This is a genomic window from Mycobacterium sp. ABE4_509 (assembly GCF_056160785.1).
The window spans coordinates 1-19,310 of sequence record NZ_JBSWXU010000108.1; the positions used below are offsets into that span (position 1 = coordinate 1).

23 protein-coding genes and 3 tRNA genes are annotated in these 19,310 nt (G+C 68.3%); 12 read left to right on the plus strand and 14 right to left on the minus strand.

The features are described 5' to 3' along the window. The coding region (locus ACXAID_RS20045) for a glycoside hydrolase family 38 N-terminal domain-containing protein (protein ID WP_475023961.1) at nucleotides 1–3,234 on the minus strand (3,234 nt) is incomplete at its 3' end. Nucleotides 3,235–3,513: 279 nt separating this feature from the next. Here ACXAID_RS20045 and ACXAID_RS20050 point away from each other — a divergent pair. After that, on the plus strand, nucleotides 3,514–3,867 hold the full coding sequence (locus tag ACXAID_RS20050) for a hypothetical protein (protein WP_475023962.1): 354 nt from the start codon (nucleotides 3,514–3,516) through the stop codon (nucleotides 3,865–3,867). 21 nt (nucleotides 3,868–3,888) lie between these two features. Here ACXAID_RS20050 and ACXAID_RS20055 read toward each other — a convergent pair whose 3' ends face one another. Continuing rightward, on the minus strand, nucleotides 3,889–4,842 hold the full coding sequence (locus ACXAID_RS20055; protein WP_475023963.1) for a helix-turn-helix transcriptional regulator: 954 nt from the start codon (nucleotides 4,840–4,842) through the stop codon (nucleotides 3,889–3,891). A 62-nt stretch (nucleotides 4,843–4,904) separates the two neighbouring features. Here ACXAID_RS20055 and ACXAID_RS20060 point away from each other — a divergent pair, with 62 nt between their 5' ends. Further along, the gene (locus tag ACXAID_RS20060) at nucleotides 4,905–5,429 is read left to right on the plus strand and encodes a DinB family protein (RefSeq protein WP_475023964.1); all 525 of its coding nucleotides are present in this window, start codon (nucleotides 4,905–4,907) and stop codon (nucleotides 5,427–5,429) included. 1 nt (nucleotide 5,430) lies between these two features. Beyond that, nucleotides 5,431–6,033, plus strand: a complete 603-nt coding sequence (locus tag ACXAID_RS20065; protein WP_475023965.1) for a DinB family protein — start codon at nucleotides 5,431–5,433, stop codon at nucleotides 6,031–6,033. A 38-nt stretch (nucleotides 6,034–6,071) separates the two neighbouring features. On the opposite strand, the gene ACXAID_RS20070 is transcribed toward ACXAID_RS20065, so the two are convergent. Continuing rightward, the gene (locus ACXAID_RS20070) at nucleotides 6,072–6,680 is read right to left on the minus strand and encodes a TetR/AcrR family transcriptional regulator (RefSeq protein WP_475023966.1); all 609 of its coding nucleotides are present in this window, start codon (nucleotides 6,678–6,680) and stop codon (nucleotides 6,072–6,074) included. 93 nt (nucleotides 6,681–6,773) lie between these two features. On the opposite strand from ACXAID_RS20070, the gene ACXAID_RS20075 reads away from it, so the two are divergent. The 6 genes from ACXAID_RS20075 (at nucleotide 6,774) to ACXAID_RS20100 (ending at nucleotide 12,178) form a co-directional block, all read left to right on the plus strand. Continuing rightward, entirely contained in the window at nucleotides 6,774–7,781 is a 1,008-nt protein-coding gene (locus ACXAID_RS20075) for an oxygenase MpaB family protein (protein ID WP_475023967.1), read from the plus strand. Between the two features lie 89 nt (nucleotides 7,782–7,870). Then, nucleotides 7,871–8,200 carry a hypothetical protein gene (locus ACXAID_RS20080; RefSeq protein WP_475023968.1) on the plus strand — a complete coding sequence of 110 codons (330 nt, stop codon included), beginning with the start codon at nucleotides 7,871–7,873 and terminating at the stop codon, nucleotides 8,198–8,200. Between the two features lie 81 nt (nucleotides 8,201–8,281). Next, complete coding sequence (locus tag ACXAID_RS20085) at nucleotides 8,282–9,736, plus strand: ABC1 kinase family protein (protein ID WP_475023969.1); 1,455 nt, start codon at nucleotides 8,282–8,284, stop codon at nucleotides 9,734–9,736. After that, nucleotides 9,737–10,648 (plus strand): alpha/beta fold hydrolase, encoded by a 912-nt coding sequence (locus tag ACXAID_RS20090; RefSeq protein ID WP_475023970.1) that lies wholly within the window; start codon nucleotides 9,737–9,739, stop codon nucleotides 10,646–10,648. It abuts the gene before it with no gap. Nucleotides 10,649–10,862: 214 nt separating this feature from the next. Beyond that, nucleotides 10,863–11,759: a cyclopropane mycolic acid synthase family methyltransferase gene (locus ACXAID_RS20095; protein ID WP_475023971.1), complete on the plus strand. Its 897-nt coding sequence runs from the start codon at nucleotides 10,863–10,865 to the stop codon at nucleotides 11,757–11,759. Between the two features lie 77 nt (nucleotides 11,760–11,836). Then, nucleotides 11,837–12,178 (plus strand): hypothetical protein, encoded by a 342-nt coding sequence (locus ACXAID_RS20100; protein WP_475023972.1) that lies wholly within the window; start codon nucleotides 11,837–11,839, stop codon nucleotides 12,176–12,178. Nucleotides 12,179–12,581: 403 nt separating this feature from the next. Here the strand turns inward: ACXAID_RS20100 and rplA are convergent, their stop codons facing one another. From rplA to ACXAID_RS20155, 11 genes are all read right to left on the minus strand, one after another. Beyond that, the gene (gene rplA, locus ACXAID_RS20105; RefSeq protein ID WP_475023973.1) at nucleotides 12,582–13,289 is read right to left on the minus strand and encodes a 50S ribosomal protein L1; all 708 of its coding nucleotides are present in this window, start codon (nucleotides 13,287–13,289) and stop codon (nucleotides 12,582–12,584) included. Nucleotides 13,290–13,452: 163 nt separating this feature from the next. Next, the gene (gene rplK, locus ACXAID_RS20110; RefSeq protein ID WP_475023974.1) at nucleotides 13,453–13,881 is read right to left on the minus strand and encodes a 50S ribosomal protein L11; all 429 of its coding nucleotides are present in this window, start codon (nucleotides 13,879–13,881) and stop codon (nucleotides 13,453–13,455) included. Nucleotides 13,882–13,951: 70 nt separating this feature from the next. After that, a complete protein-coding gene (nusG, locus tag ACXAID_RS20115; protein ID WP_475023975.1) occupies nucleotides 13,952–14,773 on the minus strand; it encodes a transcription termination/antitermination protein NusG in 822 nt (273 codons plus the stop codon). Nucleotides 14,774–14,801: 28 nt separating this feature from the next. Beyond that, entirely contained in the window at nucleotides 14,802–15,281 is a 480-nt protein-coding gene (gene secE / locus ACXAID_RS20120) for a preprotein translocase subunit SecE (protein ID WP_475023976.1), read from the minus strand. A gap of 79 nt (nucleotides 15,282–15,360) precedes the next feature. After that, nucleotides 15,361–15,433, minus strand: a tRNA-Trp gene (locus tag ACXAID_RS20125). 163 nt (nucleotides 15,434–15,596) lie between these two features. Beyond that, nucleotides 15,597–16,157 (minus strand): (3R)-hydroxyacyl-ACP dehydratase subunit HadC, encoded by a 561-nt coding sequence (gene hadC / locus ACXAID_RS20130; protein ID WP_475023977.1) that lies wholly within the window; start codon nucleotides 16,155–16,157, stop codon nucleotides 15,597–15,599. Nucleotides 16,158–16,170: 13 nt separating this feature from the next. Then, nucleotides 16,171–16,599: a (3R)-hydroxyacyl-ACP dehydratase subunit HadB gene (gene hadB, locus ACXAID_RS20135; RefSeq protein ID WP_475023978.1), complete on the minus strand. Its 429-nt coding sequence runs from the start codon at nucleotides 16,597–16,599 to the stop codon at nucleotides 16,171–16,173. Next, nucleotides 16,586–17,065, minus strand: coding sequence for a (3R)-hydroxyacyl-ACP dehydratase subunit HadA (gene hadA, locus ACXAID_RS20140; protein WP_475023979.1), 480 nt, complete (start codon nucleotides 17,063–17,065; stop codon nucleotides 16,586–16,588). Before hadA ends, hadB begins: the two co-directional genes overlap by 14 nt. Before the next feature lie 58 nt (nucleotides 17,066–17,123). Then, on the minus strand, nucleotides 17,124–17,291 hold the full coding sequence (gene rpmG / locus ACXAID_RS20145) for a 50S ribosomal protein L33 (RefSeq protein ID WP_003929651.1): 168 nt from the start codon (nucleotides 17,289–17,291) through the stop codon (nucleotides 17,124–17,126). A gap of 40 nt (nucleotides 17,292–17,331) precedes the next feature. Continuing rightward, nucleotides 17,332–17,405: transfer RNA gene (locus tag ACXAID_RS20150), tRNA-Met, on the minus strand. 51 nt (nucleotides 17,406–17,456) lie between these two features. Continuing rightward, a tRNA-Thr gene (locus tag ACXAID_RS20155) sits at nucleotides 17,457–17,529 on the minus strand. Nucleotides 17,530–17,696: 167 nt separating this feature from the next. Here ACXAID_RS20155 and ACXAID_RS20160 point away from each other — a divergent pair. The 3 genes from ACXAID_RS20160 to ACXAID_RS20170 all read left to right on the plus strand — a co-directional run. Continuing rightward, on the plus strand, nucleotides 17,697–18,413 hold the full coding sequence (locus ACXAID_RS20160) for an MBL fold metallo-hydrolase (RefSeq protein WP_475023980.1): 717 nt from the start codon (nucleotides 17,697–17,699) through the stop codon (nucleotides 18,411–18,413). A gap of 96 nt (nucleotides 18,414–18,509) precedes the next feature. Then, on the plus strand, nucleotides 18,510–18,806 hold the full coding sequence (locus ACXAID_RS20165; RefSeq protein WP_475023981.1) for a DUF2510 domain-containing protein: 297 nt from the start codon (nucleotides 18,510–18,512) through the stop codon (nucleotides 18,804–18,806). 194 nt (nucleotides 18,807–19,000) lie between these two features. After that, the coding region (locus tag ACXAID_RS20170) for a phospholipase effector Tle1 domain-containing protein (protein WP_475023982.1) at nucleotides 19,001–19,310 on the plus strand (310 nt) is incomplete at its 3' end.

Sequence of the window (19,310 nt, forward strand, 5' to 3'; positions counted from 1 at the left end):
GGCGTGCTGCGCGCTGCCGGTCGCGGTGGGGTTACCGGCCACCTTGAGCGCGCTGATGCCGACCGTCCGCGGCGGCTCGAGTTCCAGCAGCGACCCCCGCGACGGCAGCCCGCCGCGGGAGGGGTCGTGGTGCGCCGCCACCGCGATCATCGGCTGGCTGAATTCCGCGGCACGCGCCGGGAACTCCAGGTCGCGCCAGTCCCCCTCGCCGGTGAGCAGCGCGTAGTCGAAGCAGTGCGTCCAGTGCTGCAGAGCGAAGTTGGAACCGTCGGGTGTGGTGCGGCGGGGTGGGTCGATCCAGGTGCCCGACGGCCATCCGGTGCACGACCTCATCAGCGAGGTCTGCAGGGTGCCGTCGAGGTCGACCGCGAACCCGGGGACGCCGCGGTTGACGACCGCCACCGACCGGGACTCGACGTGTTCGCCCACCACGTCCTGATCCACCTCGATCTCGGCGTCGGCGAGGTCGCCGATCAGCGCCGCGACCGCCGCGGCGGTGTCGCCGACGGCGCCCACCACCAGCACCGGCAGCGCGGCCGGGTCGCGCAGGTCGGCGCCGGGCACCCAGACCTCGGCCAGTGGCTCGGCGGCGGGGACCCACACCCGTTCACCCCCGGGTGCACCGGCCAACACCGCCGCGGTGAATGCATTGGCCTGCCGATCCCCCACGCTGATCCGGACATCGGGCAGGTTGGAGTCGACGGCCAGATCGCCGTAGCGCGGCGCCCCGGCCGCTGAGCAGGTCGCGGTCACCCCGGCCCGGGCCAGCGCGGTCATCAGGTCACGGACCGCGGCGTCGGTGGCGGCATCGGCGTCGGCGGGCACCACCACCTCGGCCACCGCGATCGCGCGGACCGCCCCACCGCGGAAGCGGACCCGCACCGTCGAGGACAGCCCGAACCAGCCGTATGCCGGGTTGTCCAGCGTATACGGGTGCACCGCGGTGTCGACGGCATCCGGGCTGGCATCCGGGCTGTGCGCCGTGTCGGGGGGGTGGAGCAGGCCGAAACCACGACCGATCACCGCGTTGCCGACCTCACTGACCGGCGTCGCCCCCGGTACCGGGCAGGGCCAGCGCAGCCGTAGCAGTTGGTCTGCGCCGGTGAAGTCGTCCACCACGGTGCGGCAGTCCAGGCGATCGGACCCCGTCCACAGCGTGAGCGTCTGGGTGTAGCTGAGCAGGCCGGGGATCTCACCGGTCACCACCATCCGTTCGCCCAGGTCGCTGCGATAGCACCGGACCGAGGTCGCCGGCACCTGCGCGGAGCTGGTGACCGGCCCCTTGGGCAGCAGGTGCCACGGCCCCTCCCCGGCCGTGGGGTGCGCGGGGTATTCGTCGTAGACGGCGAGTTCGTTGCCCACCCGCCCGGCGGCGATCAGTTCGCGGTCACCGGCGGTCAGCGAACTCACCGCCCCGCCGCGGGCGGGATCGGCCCGCAACCGGTAGTGGCCGTTGCCGATCTCGGGCTCTGCGCCGTCGGCCAGCGGCTCCCACCCCGGGCTCGTCCTGCCCGGCTGCAGCCGGAACGAACGCCAGCCCAGCGAGGGCACCTCGGCGGCCAGAAAGGTCAGGCAATGCCCGTCGTGGTCGATCACCGCGGGCACGGCGACCCCGTCGTCGTCGACCAGGTGGCCGTCCACCGGCTCCTCGAAATGCACGGTGACGATGTCGGAGCGTCCGTGCGCCAACGGGTTCCACACAACGACCGCCGCATCGCCGCAGGCCCGTGCGGAGGCGTTCCCCGGGGTTTCGACGGCCGACGACAACAACGTCAGCGCTCGGTCGCGGGCCCCGCTGCCCAGCTGCCAGGCGTCGCGCCAGCTGGTGAGCAGGTCCAGGTAGACCTGGTCGGACTCGGACCCGGTGATGGCGTCGTGGTGGGCGCCGTAGGCCAGCTGCACCCACGCCTTGGCCAGCGCAGCCTCGGGGTAGCTGGCGCCGGTCAACAGCCCGGCGACGGTCGCGAACCGTTCGGCCGCCAGCACCGCCTGTTCGGCGGCCCGGTTGGCCTGCTTGGTGTCGATGTAGGAGACGTCCTTGCCGGTGTAGATCGGGTTCATGTCGCGGGTCTGCGGCGAGGGCGTGACGCCGCGGGCATCCAGTTCGGCCCGCACCGCGGCGAAGAAGTCGCTGGGCAGCGCGCAGACGAACCTCGGCCACGTGTAGCGGGCGTTCCAGTCGCGGTGGATGTCGGTCACCCACTTGTTGGGTGGGGTGTAGTCGGTGCCGACCGGCAGCAGCACGTTGCGGGTCAGGGCGACCTTCTTCAGTTCGGTGAACAGCTGATACGTCGCCAGTTCGGCTTCCTGCAGCGACGGCGCCGAGTCCATCCACCAGCCCGCGGCGTAGTGCGCGGGCATGTAGTGGGTGAGCAGCCCCCGCCCGCAGGGAGCCAACCACTCGAACTCGCTGGCGAACTGCATCCGGGCGGGGTCGCCGTCGACGTCGTGCTCGCGCGCCATCGGACCCCACTGATGGTGGGGCCCGCGCGCCCAGGAACTCGACGTCAACCCGGCGTCGGCGGCCATCGCCGGGAACTGCGGGTCGTGGCCGAACACGTCGAGTTGCCATGCGGTCGCCGGATTCGCGCCGAGGATGTCGCGTTGAAAACCGATGCCGTGCACGAAGTTCCGGATCGCCGTTTCCGGGCCCGTGAGGTTGGTGTTGGGCTCGTTGTAGGTGCCGCCCATGATCTCGACCCGGCGCTGGCCGATCAGCCGGCGCAGATCGGCCCGCTCCTCGGGGTGGGTGTCCCAGAACGGCTTGAGGTAGTCCACCTCGGCGAGGACGAACTTGTACTCGGGTTCGCGTCTGGCCATCTCGAGATGGGCCCTGACGAGGTCGAACCCGTTGGTCTGCCGGCAGCCGCCGGGTGGATCCTCGGTCCAGCGGCTGGTGTAGGCGCCCTGGGTGTTCCACCACACCGGGTCGTAGTGGAAGTGGCTGACCATGTGCATGGTCCAGCCCGCCTCGGCGACGATGAAGTCGAACTCGACCGCGCCGGCACCGGCGGCGGCGCGCGCCGCCCGGGTCTGCCCGACCACCGGGTCGGTGACACGTACCGGCACCTCGACGACGTTCTCGCCCGGCCCGGCCTCGGCCCGACCGGTCAGCCCGGCTCCGTCGATGCGGATCGGACCGCCTTCGCCGGTGACGGTGACCCGAACGAGTTGCAGCGGTTCGTCGGCCGGACCGGTGAACAGCTCCGTCGACTCGGCGGAGGTGACGTGCACGCCAGCACCCTACGGTGCGCCGCGGCCCCCGGGGCCCGGATCGGTGCCCACCACCAGTCGAATCGGTCGAAATCGGTAGCCGAGGCAACGCACCCCCGCGCGACAGCGGGCATCGGCATCGGGCGGTCGCGGATCGGCTCGGCGCTGCGGCCCGCGCCGGCGTCATCGGTCGCTCGGCACAAACCGTCACCGCTGTGGCAGCATGTGTGGCTTCGCTCCGTAACGATGCGTGGCTCCGCACCGATGAACGAAATACACCCAAACCAGAGGAGATCGCCGATGACCGCACCCACCGACACCCTGGCCCGTGGACTCAGGAAGGTGGGCTTGATCGGCCTGGGAGGGTTGGCCGCGGGCACGCTCGCCGTCGGTCTCGGCAGCGGTACAGCCAACGCCGACATCGACGAGATCGGCCCCAGCCCGACGGTGACGAGCCGGCAGGCCTCGCAGAACTCGGTCATCCGGATCAACGACTACGGCGTCGCGCGCGGCATCGCCGAGGCGCGCCTGGCCGACGCCGGCGAGATCAGCGCGCACGGCGAGATCCGCGACACCGTCAAGGCCGTCCCGGGCGGCAAGGCCCGCGGGTTCCGCGGCGGTTTCCCGTTCGGCCCGGCCATCGGCGAGTGGTGATCCGGCAGGGCTGACTTCTCGTCAACCCGGGCATGCGCGGGTGAGCCGCGCAGCCATCGCGCGCACCGCGGCCACCATCTCGGGCGGCCCGAGAACCTCGAATTCACAGTCGGGAAGCGCCAGCCACGGCACCATCCGTTCGGGTGCGTCGGCTCCGGTGGTGACGATGCACCTGTCCGGCCCGTCGGGCACGATGTCCACCGACCCGGCTGAGAAGGTCCGGGCGACGACCTCGGCGGGCGCGAAATAGCGCACCCGCGCGATGTGCGGATACGGCGCGGAGCTGATGGCGTGGCGCACGTAGGACGCCGCGTCGGGTGCCGGGCGGGGGGCGAAGGTGCTGCCGACTACGGCGACTGCGCTCATCCGGTCCAACCGTAGGGTGCGCCAGCCGTCGCGGTCACGGTCGAAGCACACCAGGTACCAGCGCCGCCCGGTGGTGACGAGCCGGTAGGGCTCCAGGCGTCGCCGGGTGGCGTTGCCCCGGATGTCGACGTAATCCGTGGTGACGTGCTCGTGGTCCCTGCTGGCGCGGGCCAGCGTCGTCAGCGTGCCGGGGTCGACCGGCGCGTCGGTGGCCGTTCCCAGCGTCACCGTCGCCTCATGCACCGCGCCGACCTGCGACCGCAGCCGTCCCGGCATCACCTGATCCAGTTTGCTCAGCGCACGCAGCGCCGCCTCACCGATTCCCGCGACGCTGCCTCCGGCGGCCACCCGCAGGCACACGGCCACGGCGACGGCCTCGTCGGGGTCGAGCAGTAGCGGCGGGAGCGCCGCACCGGCCCCGAGCTGGTACCCACCGCCGTGGCCGGGGCTGGCGTGCACCGGATAGCCCAGCTCGCGCAGCCGGTCGATGTCGCGGCGCACGCAGCGCGTCGTCACCCCGAGTCGACGGGCCAACTCCGCACCGCTCCATACCCGGCGGGACTGCAGCAGGCCGAGCAGCTGCAGGATCCGGGCGGTGGTCTCCGACACACCCGCAACTCTGCCACCCATTGCGGACCGAAGCTGTCCGCAATGGGTGCGAAGCTGGGTGCATGAGCAAGTCACTGGCCCCCCACCTGGCCGATCAGCTCGAATGGCACTGGCGAAACCAGCTGCGGCCGCGCCTCGACGGGCTGGCCGATGCCGAGTACTTCTGGTCGCCGGTGGCGCACTGCTGGGCGGTGCATCCGGACGGATCGCTGGACTACGAGTTCCCCTCGCCCGAACCGGCACCGTTCACGACGATCGGCTGGCGGCTCGCACACGTCACGGTGTTCGTCCTCGGGCTCCGTGGGCACCGCTACTTCGGCGGACCGCCGGTCGACCCCCGAACGCGGCCCTGGGCGCTCGACGCCGCCCTGGACCAGCTGGATTGGGCGTACCGGGTGTGGGCCGACGGGGTCGCCGGCCTGGACGACGAACGGCTGTTCCTGCCGCTCGGCCCCGCCGAGGGGCCGTGGAGCGAGAAGTCGATGGTCGACCTCGTCCTGCACATCAACCGGGAAGTGATCCACCACGGCGCCGAGATCGCCCTGCTTCGCGACCTGTACCTGCACAACCACCTCGAGGAGAGCTGACATGCCCGCCCTGCCCCCGCCCATCGCCGACGAGCGCTCCGGACTCCGCGCGTACCTCGCCGCACAGCAGTACGCGTTCCGCGCGATCGCCTACGGCCTGACCGACGACCAGGCCCGGGCCACCCCGTCGGTCAGCGTGTTGTCCATCGGGGGGCTGATCAAGCACGTGACGAACTGCCAGCGCGGCTGGATGCAACGGGTCGCCGCGGCGCCCGAACTGTTCGTCCGCGACACCCTCCCGTCGGACGTTCAGGCCGCCGACTACGGGAGCGAGTTCGTCATGCGCGACGACGAGACGCTGGCCGACGTCCTGGCGGCCTTCGAGGCGCAGAATGCCGAGACGATCTGGCTGGTGGAGTCCGCAGATCTGGGCGCCGCGGTGCCGGTCCCACCGAATGTGCCGTGGTTTCCCCAGGACATCGGCGCCTGGTCGGTGCGGTGGGTGCTGTTCCACATGATCGAGGAGCTCGCCCGGCACGCCGGGCACGGGGACATCATCCGCGAGAGCATCGACGGCGCGACCCTCTACGAGTTGCTCGCCGGCCTCGAGGGCTGGCCCGAGACCGAGTGGCTGACCCCCTGGACCCCAGCATCGGGGCGCTGACCGGACGTGGAGTGCGTTCGGCGGGGAACCGGCGCGGCTCAGCGAAGGACGAGGGCGAGGGCGATGTCGACCACGGCGTCGAGATCATCACCGAGGTCGCCGGCCAGCCACTGCTGCGCCACCTCGGTCATCGCGCCGGTGTACATCGCCGCCGCGACCAGGGCCGCAAGGGCGTCGCGGCCGGGCTGCAGCCGGGTGCCCTCGTCGAGCACCGATCTGCGCAGCAGCTCCTGCGTCGCCGCCCGGCGCACCGTGAGCACCGGGTTCGTCCGCGCATCGGTGAACAGCACCCGCCCGCGCCGCGGGTCGGCCGAGCTGAAGTGCAGCACCGCGTGCATCCCCGCGCGGGCCCGCGCGGGGATGGATTCGCCCGCGGCGGCCATCGCCTCGTCCACCACCGAACCGAGCTCGACGCTCACCCGGTCGTAGAGGGCACCGAGCAGTTCGTCGGTGTCCCGGAAGCTCTCATAGAAGTAGCGGGTGTTCATCCCTGACTCGCGGGACACCGAGCGCACCGACAGTGCCGCCTCACCGCCGTCTCCGAACAGCCTGAAGGCCGTGTCGAGCAGCCGCGTCCGCCGCTCGGCACGGCGGTCGACCAGCGGCACCCCAGCCCACCGGGTGGGGTTGGAGGTGCGACCGGGCATCGGCCCAGCGTAGGCCGCACTGGCCGGTTTCTCGCCGAATCCGGCCAGTCGGCACTACTCTGGTAACAGTCGTAACCACTGTTGGAGGCGTCCATGATTCTGCCGCACCACATCGTCGGGATCGCCGGGCGCCTGCTGAACGAGCGCTTCGACCGCGACGTACGCCGGCACTTCTTCCGCGGCATGCAATTCGGCGAACCGGCCGGCGACCCGGGGTGGTTCGGGCCGGGCAGCGCCGTCTGGCATGTGCACTCGCACACCCAGTCCCTGGTCTTCGGCCTGCAGTGCGCCGCCTACCTGGAACGTCTCGACCCATCCATCTACTGGATGGGCGTCCATCACTCCCGACTCGTCAAACCCGACACCAAGACCGATCCCGCCCCGCAGATCGACCCCGAGGGCTTCGCCGTGCGGCTGGGGCATTCCGTCGCGTTCTTCACCGGCACCGCATACGGATCGACACAGACCGCCGAGCGCCTGGCCACCGCGGTGCGCTCGATGCACCACACCATCAAGGGTGTCCGCCCCGACGGCGCCCGCTATGACGCCGACGATCCGGACTGGCTGCGGTGGAACTACGCAACCGTGGTCTGGGGCCTGGCCACCGCGCATGAGCTCTACCATCCGCGGCCGCTGCGGGGAGCCGGCATCGACCGCTACTACGGTGAGTTCGTGCGCATCGGGCATGCCCTCGGAGGCACCGACCTGCCCGCCACCAAGCGCGAGACGCTGGACTGCCTGAAGTCCTACCTGCCCCGGCTGGCCCTGACCTACGGGGCGGCGATGGCCACCGGGCCGAACGTGCCGATGCCGAAGAACGCGCTGGACTGGGCGGTGCGCGACACGATGCCGTCCTGGGCTCAGGAACTCATCCAGCATCGGAACCCCAACATCGTCGAACGCACCGCCCGCCGTGCGGTGGTGTGGTCGATCATCAACGGGATCCACGCGGCGTCCGGACCGTTGCCCGAGTTCGAGCAGGCCAAATCCCGGGTTGCCGCCGGCGTGGACCCCCAGCTGGCGCCGCACACGTTGCCGAGCTACCGGCCGGGCAGCGATCCGGTTCGCGACCGGGCCGCAGTCGAGCGCTCGCTGCGGTGAAGCCACCAACACCTGGCCCCGGGCCGCGCGCTGGGCTACCGTGGTTCCGTCGGGGGGCTCGGGCTAATTCGTACGAGGGGGATTCCGGCATGAAAAAGACCATCACCGTTGGCTTCGCCGCGGTAGCGCTGACCGCCGCAGCAACGCTCGGCACCGGCACTGCGTACGCGCAGGACCAGGAATGGGAGATGCCGTCGTTCGAGGGAATGACGCTCGCCGAGGCACAGAGTTCGTGGAGTTCACTCACCGGCGGCGCCAGCGAGCTGGGCACCAAGGTCATGAACACCAACTCTCTGCAGCCGATGAACCCCGCCACCTGGGAGGTGTGCGGACAGAAACCCAGGCCGGGTAGCACCGTCTCGGCCAGCTCCTCGGCAGCGGTCGCGGTCGCGCCGCCGAACAGCTGCTCGCACCCCTAGCGGCGTCGACACACCGGGCGTGCGGTGTGACCCGGTCCACACCTTTTTCCCCTGACCGGCCGCTTTTGAGACACTGCACCTATGAGCACACCCCGAAAAGCGCAGCACCGTGAGGTTGCCAGGCTGGACCGGGTTCCCCTGCCGGTCGAGGCAGCCCGTGTCGGCGCCACAGGATGGCAGATCACTCGCACCGGCGCCCGGGTGGCCGCCCGACTCACCGGCCGAGGCTCCCTGCAGCAGAAGGTCGTCAAGCAGATCCCGCAAACCTTCGCCGACCTTGGGCCCACCTACGTCAAGTTCGGCCAGATCATCGCCTCCAGCCCGGGAGCGTTCGGCGAGTCCCTGAGCCGCGAGTTCCGCGGCCTGCTCGACCGTGTCCCTCCCGCCGATACCGACGACGTGCACAAACTGTTCCGCGAGGAACTCGGGGACGAGCCGGCCAACCTGTTCAAATCGTTCGACGAGAAGCCCTTCGCGTCGGCGTCCATCGCGCAGGTGCACTATGCGACGCTGCACTCCGGTGAGGACGTGGTCGTCAAGATCCAGCGGCCCGGCATCCGCCGCCGGGTCGCCGCGGACCTGCAGATCCTCAAACGCGGCGCCCGGCTGGTCGAGTTCGCGAAGCTGGGTCAGCGTCTCAGCGCCCAGAACGTCGTCGCCGATTTCGCCGACAACCTCGCCGAAGAGCTCGACTTCCGGCTCGAGGCCCAGTCGATGGACGCCTGGGTGGCCCACATGCACGCCTCCCCGCTGGGCGAGAACATCCGGGTGCCCCAGGTGTACTGGGACCTGACCAGCGAGCGGGTCCTGACGATGGAACGCATCACCGGTGTCCGAATCGACGACGTCGCCGAGATCCGCAAGCGCGGCTTCGACGGCACCGAGTTGGTCAAGGCACTGCTGTTCAGCGTGTTCGAAGGCGGGCTGCGGCACGGCCTGTTCCACGGCGACCTGCACGCCGGCAACCTGTACGTCGACGACGACGGCAAGATCGTCTTCTTCGACTTCGGCATCATGGGCCGCATCGATCCGCGCACCCGCTGGCTCCTGCGCGAACTGGTCTACGCGCTGCTGGTCAAGAAGGACCACGCGGCCGCCGGCAAGATCGTGGTGCTGATGGGTGCGGTCGGCACCGTGAAACCCGAGGCGGAGGCCGCCAAGGACCTGGAGAAGTTCGCGACTCCGCTGACCCTGACATCGCTCGGCGATCTGAGCTACGCCGAGGTCGGTAAACAACTGTCGGCCCTGGCCGAGGCCTACGACGTGAAGCTGCCCCGCGAGCTGGTGCTGATCGGCAAGCAGTTCCTCTACGTCGAGCGCTACATGAAGCTGCTCGCCCCGAAGTGGCAGATGATGACCGATCCCACGCTGACCGGTTACTTCGCCAACTTCATGGTCGAGGTCAGCCGCGAGCACACCGACGAGCGCTTGCGCGAGGAGCAGACCGGCACCGACGAGCGCTTGCGCGAGGAGCAGACCGGCACCGACGAGCGCTTGCGCGAGGAGCAGACCGGCACCGACGAGGTCGAAGCGTAGATGAACCGCCGCACCGGAACGGCGAGGTCGGGCGAGCTCGACATCCACTACGAGGACATGGGCGACCCCGACGATCCGGCGGTGCTGCTGATCATGGGCCTGGGCGCCCAGCTGCTGGTCTGGCCCGACGGTTTCTGCGAGAAGCTCATCAACCAGGGCCTGCGGGTGATCCGGTTCGACAACCGCGATGTCGGCCTGTCGTCCAAACTGCCCGGCCGCCACGCGGGGTCCCCGTTGTTGGCGCGGATGGCCCGGTCGTTCGCCGGGATGACCAGCCCGGCCGGCTACACGCTCGAGGACATGGCCGACGACGCGGCGGCGCTGCTGGACCATCTCGGTGTCGACACCGCCCACGTCGTCGGCGGGTCGATGGGCGGGATGATCGCGCAGGTGTTCGCCGCACGGCACCACACCCGGACCCGCTCGCTGGGGGTGATCTTCTCCAGTAACAATCAGGCGGCGCTGCCGCCGCCGGGGCCGCGGCAACTGGCGGCGATCCTGGCGCGCCCCGCGGATTCCACCCGTGAGGCGATCATCGCCAACGCGGTCCGGGTCAACAGGATCATCGGCAGCCCCGGCTACCCGGCCGCCGAGGAGAAGCTCCGCACCGACGCCGCGGAGGGCTTCGACCGCTCCTACTATCCGGCCGGAGTGGGGCGGCATTTCGCGGCGATCCTGGGCAGCGGCAGCCTGCGCCGGTACGACCGTCAGATCAGCGCCCCGACGGTGGTGATCCACGGCAGGGCCGACAAGCTGATGCGACCGACCGGCGGACGGGCGATCGCGCGCGCCATCGACGGTGCCCGGTTGGTGCTCTTCGACGGGATGGGCCACGACCTGCCCGAGCCCCTGTGGGACGACATCGTCGGCGAGCTGAAGACCACCTTCGCCGAGGGCCGTCCGCGCGACTGAGCGGCACCGCTGCGTGGTGGCTGCGTGGTGGCCCAGCCGAGCGAAGGGGCGGTGGGAGCCCGCCGAACAGCCCCTCTGACATCGATTGGCTCCGATTGCAGGCCTACCGCTAGGCTGACGATTTCAGGCGCGTGTTTGCAGCAGGTCGAGCCGCGCTTTCGGTACGGTTTTCATCATCTCCGATCGACCGGGGGAAGCACAGAGCAGGGGAAACATGTCTGATCAATCCACGGGCACGAAGGATATGACGCCTCATTTCGAGGATATCCAGGCTCATTACGACCTCTCGGACGACTTCTTCGGGGTGTTCCAGGATCCGACCCGCAAGTACAGCTGTGCGTTCTTCACCGGCCCGAACGTCACGCTGTCGGAAGCTCAGATCGCCAACGTCGATCAGCACCTCGACCGGCTGGACCTCAAGCCGGGCATGACGCTGCTCGAGGTCGGCTGCGGCTGGGGGCTGACCCTGCAGCGGGCGATGGAGAAGTACGACGTCAACGTCATCGGCCTGACGCTGTCGAAGAACCAGAAGGCCTACTGCGATCAGTTGCTGAGCAAGATCGACACCGAGCGCACCTTCGATGTGCGCCTGGAGGGTTGGGAGCAGTTCCACAGCCCGGTGGACCGGATCGTGTCGATCGAGGCGTTCGAGCACTTCGGTTTCGAACGCTACGACGACTTCTTCAAGACCTGCTACGACATCCTGCCCGCGGACGGCCGGATGACGATCCAGAGCAGTGTCGGCTATCACCCCTATGACCTCGCCGAGCGCGGCAAGAAGCTGACCTTCGAACTGGCTCGGTTCATCAAGTTCATGATCACCGAGATCTTCCCGGGCGGCCGCCTCCCCACCACCCAGATGATGGTCGAGCACGGCGAGAAGGCCGGATTCACGGTGCCCGATGTGCTGTCGCTGCGCAATCACTACATCAAGACACTCGGGATCTGGGCCGACCGCCTGGAGCGCAACAAGGACGCCGCCGTCGCCGCCACCGATGAAGAGCACTACCAGCACTACATGCGGTACCTGAAGGGCTGCCAGTACTACTTCATCGACGAATCGATCGACGTCAGCCTGGTGACCTACGTGAAGCCGGCCATCGCCGCCTGACCGCGGCGCTGCGCGGGCCGCGAAACGATAGGGAATCACCCGATTCCATCAAGGGGCTCCGTCGATACCGTCGGGAGATGGACAACGGCGAGCGCGCCGGGAGCTATCTTGCCGAGTGGTACCTCCCGAACCTGCCCGAGACCACCGTCGACGACGTCGTCACGCGGTTGACGGTCGCCGCGTCCACGTTGACCGGCGAGGGCACGCCGGTGCGGTTGACGATGACCCTGTCCAACCCCACCGACGAGGTGCTCTACGGGGTCTTCGATGCGACATCGTCGGAGGCCGTGGTGGCCGCCTGCCAGCGCGCCGGCGTCCCTCATCTGCGGCTGTCGACCCCGGTGGTGGCGCGACTGACCCACCTGCCGACAGGTTGCCCGGATGACCGTCCGCTGCCCGATTTCCCACAGCATCTTTGAGAGCAACTCCGAGCTGAATTTGCTAGTGCAAGAAAGGCCGCCGCGTGCAATCTGTCGGCATGTCATCACACTGCCTAGAAAAGCGCAGGAGAACAGCCGGAATCGCACGGTCGCAGGCCGAGAAATCCGGGTTGGGCGTACGGGCAAGCCGATCCAGTGTTATGTTGCTGCGGGGATGCTTCTCGACCACCGCATCGAGGTCCACAGAGGGGGATGCGACCATCGATCCTCTGGTGAGCGCCTGAACCACCGTTCGTGGGGGGCAGTGGGAGGTAGCCGCGACCAGGTTTCGTGGTGGCCGAGGAGCATTCCCGACATCGAAAGAAACCCCGCACCGTAGCCGGTGCGGGGTTTCTGCAGTTCAGGGGGAATGCCAGCGGGCGGCGTGGCCCTCCTGGCCCTTTTAGGCCTCCGCGAAATTCCGGGTGACCGACGGGTCCACCGCAATCCCCGGGCCGGTCGTCGTCGACACGACGACCTTCTTCAGGTAGCGGCCCTTCGACGACGACGGCTTGGCGCGCAGGATCTCGTCGAGCGCAGCGCCGTAGTTCTCGGCCAGCTTGGCTTCGTCGAACGACGCCTTGCCGATCACGAAGTGCAGGTTGGCCTGCTTGTCGACGCGGAAGTTGATCTTGCCGCCCTTGATGTCCGACACCGCCTTGGCGACGTCCGGGGTGACAGTGCCCGTCTTGGGGTTGGGCATCAGGCCGCGCGGGCCCAGGATGCGGGCGATGCGGCCGACCTTGGCCATCTGGTCCGGCGTCGCGATGGCGGCGTCGAAGTCCAGGAAACCACCCTGGATCTTCTCGATCAGGTCGTCGCTGCCGACGATGTCGGCGCCGGCGGCCTCGGCGGCCTCGGCCTTGTCACCCACGGCGAACACCGCGACGCGGGCGGTCTTACCGGTGCCGTGCGGCAGGTTGACGGTGCCGCGCACCATCTGGTCGGCCTTGCGGGGGTCGACCCCGAGGCGGATCGCGACCTCGACGGTGGCGTCCTGCTTCTTCGACGATGTCTCTTTGGCCAGCTTCGCCGCCTCCAGGGGCGTGTACAGCCGGTCCTTATCGACCTTGTCGACCGCTTCGCGGTATGCCTTGCTGTTCTTGCTCATTGATGTCTCCTGGTTGATGAGTTGTGGTTCACGGGCCGATGCCAGCCCTCCCACGGATTGCTGCGACGAGATTGCGTCGAGGGTTCTGCGTGCTGCTGCAGCACCGCCCTCACCGCAATTTCGGCGTGGAAATCACTCGACTGCGGTCTGGTCGATCCGCAAGCTACTCGACAGTGATCCCCATCGACCGGGCGGTGCCGGCGATGATCTTGGACGCGGCGTCGATGTCGTTCGCGTTCAGGTCTTCCTTCTTGGTCTCGGCGATCTCGCGCACCTGGTCCCAGGTCACCTTGGCGACCTTGGTCTTGTGCGGCTCTCCGGAACCCTTCTGCACGCCGGCAGCCTTGAGCAGCAGCTTGGCCGCCGGGGGCGTCTTGAGCGCGAAGGTGAAGGAGCGGTCCTCGTAGACCGTGATCTCCACCGGGATGACGTTGCCACGCTGCGACTCGGTCGCGGCGTTGTACGCCTTGCAGAACTCCATGATGTTGACGCCGTGCTGGCCGAGTGCGGGACCGACCGGCGGGGCGGGGTTGGCCTGCCCGGCCTGGATCTGCAGCTTGATCAGCCCGGCGACCTTCTTCTTCGGGGGCATTGTTCCTTTCCTTTCTGCACGATTCAGGCGTGCTGCGTCGCGCTGTGCGCGACCGGTCACGCCGAAATCGCTAAATCTTGGCGACCTGGTTGAAGGTCAGTTCCACGGGGGTCTCGCGCCCGAAGATGGACACCAGCACCTTGAGCTTCTGCTGCTCGGCGTTGACCTCGCTGATGGAGGCGGGCAGCGTCGCGAACGGGCCGTCCATCACGGTGACCGATTCGCCGACCTCGAAGTCCACCTCGATCGCGGGCCGCTCGATACCGCCCGTCTCGGCCGCCGCGGCAGCCGCCGTCGAGGCGGCCTTCCCCGGCTTCTTCGCCGCCGCGGGCGGCAGCAGGAACTTCACCACGTCGTCCAGCGTCAGCGGCGAGGGCCGCGAGGTGGCGCCGACGAACCCGGTGACGCCGGGGGTGTTGCGCACCGCGCCCCACGACTCGTCGTTGAGCTCCATCCGGACCAGGATGTAGCCCGGCAGCACCTTGCGGTTGACCTGCTTGCGCTGGCCGTTCTTGATCTCGGTGACCTCTTCGGTGGGCACCTCGACCTGGAAGATGTAGTCACCGACGTCCAGGTTCTGGACACGGGTCTCGAGGTTGGCCTTCACCTTGTTCTCGTAGCCGGCGTAGGAGTGGATGACGTACCACTCGCCCGGCTTGAGCCGCAGCTCCTTCTTCAGCGCGACCGCCGGGTCCTCGTCCTCCTCGGCGGCGACTTCTGCTGCGGAGACCTCGTCGGCCCCCTCGATCGCGTCGCTCACCTCGGTCGGCGTGGCATCCTCATCGGCCCCTACCGCACCCGAATCGGGGGTCTCGGCATCGGTGTTGGTCGCGTCGACGTCCATGGTGTCGACGGTGTCACCCGAAGGCGCTTCGCCGTCGAAGCTAGTCACAGGTCAGTCCTCTCTCAATGTCACTACGTCAGCCGAACACCAGCATCACGAGCTTGCCCAGACCCAGGTCGGCGAAACCGATCAACGCCACCATGAAGGCCAGGAAGATCAGCACGACGGTGGTGTAGTTGACCATCTGTTTGCGGTTCGGCCAGATGACCTTGCGCAGCTCGCCGACGACTTCCTTGAGGAAGTTCACGACGTAGGCAATCGGGTTCCGCGACGGCCCGTCCTTGGGCTTCTTCGCGGTCTTCTTCGCGGGCTTCGAACCGTTCTTCGATCCGTCGTCCTTGGACCCCGCACCGTCGGTATCGGGCTTTTCGTCGGAGTCCTCGACGTCAGCGTCGGTGTCAGCGCCCACGGCGCGCCGCGACCGCTTGCCCGTCGGCCGCGTCGGCCGCGTCACGATCGCGCTCTGGCTGCGGGTATCACCCTCGTCGGTCGCTGCGCCTGTCGCTGCGCCGCTGTCGGTGCCGCCGGAGTCGGCACCGTCGCGCTCGTCGCTCACCGCTGCTTCCTTTTCTGATCGTCTGCGTTCATCAGGTGGTCACCTTCCAGTGTCCACGCTTGTCGAGTATTCCGTTGAGCAGGGGCGACAGGACTTGAACCTGCAACCTGCGGTTTTGGAGACCGCTGCTCTGCCAGTTGAGCTACGCCCCTTCGTGAAGAACTCTGCTGACCTTGCCATATGCGGCAACACCAACATCTGCGCGGGGCCCACACAATTCGCGCGCTCCCCGTTCGGTCGATCAGAGCCGACGGACAGCGCGCTTAACTGGGAAAACCCCGAGGTCCGAGTGTAGCGCGCCGCACCACCGAGTTACTAATCCGCGACGCCCGCTGGGGCGGCCGGGTCGTCCTCGCCGACCTCGTCCGGGTGCTTGACCGGCTTGCGCACCACCTGGCCGGTCTCCGGGTCCCAGCCGGCCGAGATCGAATTGTCACCTTCGTGGCCCATGAGCGTGGTGAACGACTCCATCACGATCTCACCGGAATCGTCGGTGAGCACGTTGCGGGTGGTGACGATGTCGGCCCCGAACCGCTCGTCGACCGACTGGACGTGCATCGTGCCGGTGACCCGGTCACCGTCGGTGATCGGGCGGTGGAACAGGAACCTCTGGTCGACCTGCACGATCTGCAGCGTCTCGAAGCCGAGATCGACGTGCTGGAAGAAGTGCCGCTGGATCATCACCGCGAAGATGGACAGGAACGTCGGCGGAGCGATCAGACCCGGATGGCCCAGTTCGGCGGCGGCCGCCTCATCGTGCGAGGCCGGATCGAACGATTTCACCGATGCCGCGTACTGGCGGATCTGTTCGCGCCCCACGACGAACACGTCGGGGTACGTCCAGACCATTCCGCGGATGTCGGTCTTGAGTGCCATGTCGCATACCTGCCTATGCCAGCTTCGCGGTGGCGACGGCGCGACCGAAGATCTTCTTTCCGCCGGCGGTCGCGGTCAGCGCGATCGTCACCAACTTCGTCTCGGGATCGGCGGATTTCACCCGGCCGTTGAAGACGATCTCGGCGCCCTTGCCGTCGTTGGGCACCGGCACGACGGCGGTGAAGCGCACGTTGAACTCGGTGACCGCACCGGGGTCGCCGACCCACGAGGTGACGTAGCCGCCGCCGAGCCCCATGGTCAGCATTCCGTGCGCGATCGCGGTGTCCAGCCCGACCTGCTTGGCGATGTCGTCATCCCAGTGAATGGGGTTCAGATCGCCCGACACACCGGCGTAGTTGACGAGGTCGGCCCGCGTCAGCGGGATGACCCTCTCGGGCAGTTTGTCGCCCACCTTGACCGAACTGAACTCACGCAGTGCCATCTGAAAAGCCACTCTCCCCGTCTTGTTCGCTGCGCCCAGCAAGGGTGGTATAGGACTCCTGGACAACGTCGCCGTTGTCGTTGCTGACGATGTTCTTGGTGACGATGATGTCGGTGCCGTGCGCCTTGCGGATCGAATCGATCCACACGTCGCAGTACAGCTTGTCGCCTGCGGTGATCGGCTTGATGAACTTCAGCACCTGATCGACCTGGACGATCTGGGCGTCGCTGATCGAGATCTTGTTGGCGGCGAACATGGCCGACTGCGCCTGGTAGCCGAACACCGAGATGAACGTCAACGGCGAGGGCAGCGCGTCGTAGCCCAGCTCGGCGGCAGCCGAGTCGTCGAAGAAGGCGACATCGTCGTTCTTGACCGCGGTCGCGTACTCGCGGATCTTCTCGCGGCCCACGATGTAGTGGTCGGGGTAGCGGAAGTGCGATCCGACGAAGTTATCCAGAAAGGACACAGGTGATGAACCTACCTAGCCGACCTTGGCAACCGTGAACGGGCCGGGCCGTTCCCGCTCAGCGTGACTCTTTGTGCGCCTGGTGCTTCCCGCAGTTCGGGCAGAACTTCTTGATCTCGAGCCGGTCGGGGTCGTTGCGGCGGTTCTTCTTCGTGATGTAGTTGCGGTGCTTGCACACCTCGCAGGCCAAGGTGATCTTCGGCCGTACGTCGGTACTGGAGGCCACGTCAGTCTCTTTCTTCCACGTCGTTCACGCACTGTGCTTGTAGCGGTGGGGGGGCTCGATCCCCCGACCTCACGATTATGAGTCGTGCGCTCTAACCAGCTGAGCTACACCGCCCCGGACAGATCCGGGCTGGGCGCTCTTGGGTCGCTCCGCCCGTTTCCACCGAGCCCCCTAACGGAATCGAACCGTTGACCTTTTCCTTACCATGGAAACGCTCTGCCGACTGAGCTAAGGGGGCCGCGACCCATCTCCGAACGACGGGCCTTAAAGAGGGTACATTCTCACCGTTTCTGGCGCCAAACCGCTGCTCATTGCCGCCGTTGACGCCGCTGCGGGCCTTGGGCGCCGCGCTCAATCACCCCCTGACCGGAGTCCGGTGACCGGTCGATGCATACGCTGGCCTGCATGGGTGAAACCGAACGGCTCTACTTCCGGCAGCTGCTGTCGGGCCGCGACTTCGCGGCCGGCGACATGATCGCCCAGCAGATGCGCAACTTCGCCTACCTGATCGGCGACCGCGAGACCGGCGACACCGTGGTGGTGGATCCCGCCTACGCCGCGCAGGACCTGGTGGATGCCCTGGAGGCGGACGGCATGCACCTGTCCGGGGTGCTGGTGACCCATCACCATCCCGACCACGTGGGCGGCTCGATGATGGGTTTCACCCTCAAGGGGCTGGCCGAGCTGCTCGAGCGGGTCAGTGTGCCGGTGCACGTCAACGCCCACGAGGCGGACTGGATCTCCCGGACCACCGGCATCGCGCTGAGCGAACTGACCGCACACCAGCACGGCGACAAGGTCGGTGTCGGCGACATCGACATCGAGCTGCTGCACACTCCGGGCCACACGCCGGGCAGCCAGTGCTTCCTGCTCGACGGCCGCCTGGTTGCCGGCGACACCCTGTTCCTGGAGGGCTGCGGCCGTACCGATTTCCCCGGCGGTGACGCCGACGACATGTACCGCAGCCTGCAGGCGCTGGCGCAGCTGCCCGGCGATCCCACGGTGTTCCCGGGGCACTGGTATTCGGCGGAGCCGAGCGCAACGCTGTCCGACGTGCGGGCCAGCAACTATGTCTACCGGGCAAGCAACCTCGACCAGTGGCGCATGCTGATGGGCGGCTGATTCGGCGCGCCCGAAACCACCGGCCAACGCGCTGGTCATACGGTATTCTGCGACCCCGGGCACCTGTCGGCGCGAACGGCGGGAGGAAACACCGTGATGACCACGCCGCAAACTCCCGCGGGTTGGTATCCCGATCCGGATGGATCCGGCGGACGACGCTACTGGGACGGCTCGGGCTGGACCGACCACCGCGCCCCGCAGCCGCCGCAGGCGCTGATGCCCGAAGCGCCCGCCGCCCACCGGGCCGGGCCCCCCGAGGACGGCAGCCGAGCACTGCTGGTGCGCTACCTGGCGGCGTGCGCCCTGCTGCTGGCGATCCTGCTCGCCCTGGTCGTCTACGCCGCGTTCCTCACCGCCGGCCCGCCGACGGTCACCCTGCCGGGGACCCCGTAGCGGGCCGGCCGGCGAACCCCCGGCCAGACGACTGCGCCGACCGCCCGGATATCCGGATCCCGCAGCAGGACGCCCCGGATCGCGCGGAATGCGTTGCGGGAGTTCCCCTCTTCCGGGAAAAGCACCGAACGCCCGCGGCATGTCTGGCAAACTGGTCACCCGGCGCTGTCCATAAACTCACGTCGGGGGTCTTCGTGAAGAACATCGCGCTGTGCTTTGATCGCGCCCGTGAGCGCTCCGAGTCCACGGACGCCACCAATGCCGCCACCAGTGATGCCACCAACGCCGCCACCCTGGCCGAATTCCTGATCGCCGACGACGCCCAGCTGGTCTGGTCGTGTCCGCACACCGTCGGCGGCGTTCACCGGCTCACTCCGGGGCACGCACCGGTGGACGCGGCCCGCACCTGCGTCGCGGCGGCCTACGCCGTCCTGGTGCAGCATTGGTCCCCGGGCGATCGCCTGTTCCTGTTCGGCACCGGCCGGGGCGCGGCCTGCGCGCGGG

Excerpts from the sequence above, each read along its gene's own strand:
- ACXAID_RS20050 (WP_475023962.1), top strand. The coding sequence starts at position 3,514 with ATGACCGCACCCACCGACACCCTGGCCCGTGGACTCAGGAAGGTGGGC.
- ACXAID_RS20085 (WP_475023969.1), top strand. The coding sequence starts at position 8,282 with ATGAGCACACCCCGAAAAGCGCAGCACCGTGAGGTTGCCAGGCTGGAC.
- ACXAID_RS20070 (WP_475023966.1), bottom strand. The coding sequence starts at position 6,680 with ATGCCCGGTCGCACCTCCAACCCCACCCGGTGGGCTGGGGTGCCGCTG.
- ACXAID_RS20075 (WP_475023967.1), top strand. The coding sequence starts at position 6,774 with ATGATTCTGCCGCACCACATCGTCGGGATCGCCGGGCGCCTGCTGAAC.
- ACXAID_RS20080 (WP_475023968.1), top strand. The coding sequence starts at position 7,871 with ATGAAAAAGACCATCACCGTTGGCTTCGCCGCGGTAGCGCTGACCGCC.
- ACXAID_RS20165 (WP_475023981.1), top strand. The coding sequence starts at position 18,510 with ATGACCACGCCGCAAACTCCCGCGGGTTGGTATCCCGATCCGGATGGA.
- ACXAID_RS20160 (WP_475023980.1), top strand. The coding sequence starts at position 17,697 with ATGGGTGAAACCGAACGGCTCTACTTCCGGCAGCTGCTGTCGGGCCGC.
- ACXAID_RS20095 (WP_475023971.1), top strand. The coding sequence starts at position 10,863 with ATGTCTGATCAATCCACGGGCACGAAGGATATGACGCCTCATTTCGAG.
- ACXAID_RS20100 (WP_475023972.1), top strand. The coding sequence starts at position 11,837 with ATGGACAACGGCGAGCGCGCCGGGAGCTATCTTGCCGAGTGGTACCTC.
- ACXAID_RS20060 (WP_475023964.1), top strand. The coding sequence starts at position 4,905 with ATGAGCAAGTCACTGGCCCCCCACCTGGCCGATCAGCTCGAATGGCAC.
- hadC (WP_475023977.1), bottom strand. The coding sequence starts at position 16,157 with ATGGCACTCAAGACCGACATCCGCGGAATGGTCTGGACGTACCCCGAC.
- ACXAID_RS20065 (WP_475023965.1), top strand. The coding sequence starts at position 5,431 with ATGCCCGCCCTGCCCCCGCCCATCGCCGACGAGCGCTCCGGACTCCGC.
- rplK (WP_475023974.1), bottom strand. The coding sequence starts at position 13,881 with ATGCCCCCGAAGAAGAAGGTCGCCGGGCTGATCAAGCTGCAGATCCAG.
- hadB (WP_475023978.1), bottom strand. The coding sequence starts at position 16,599 with ATGGCACTGCGTGAGTTCAGTTCGGTCAAGGTGGGCGACAAACTGCCC.
- ACXAID_RS20090 (WP_475023970.1), top strand. The coding sequence starts at position 9,737 with ATGAACCGCCGCACCGGAACGGCGAGGTCGGGCGAGCTCGACATCCAC.
- rplA (WP_475023973.1), bottom strand. The coding sequence starts at position 13,289 with ATGAGCAAGAACAGCAAGGCATACCGCGAAGCGGTCGACAAGGTCGAT.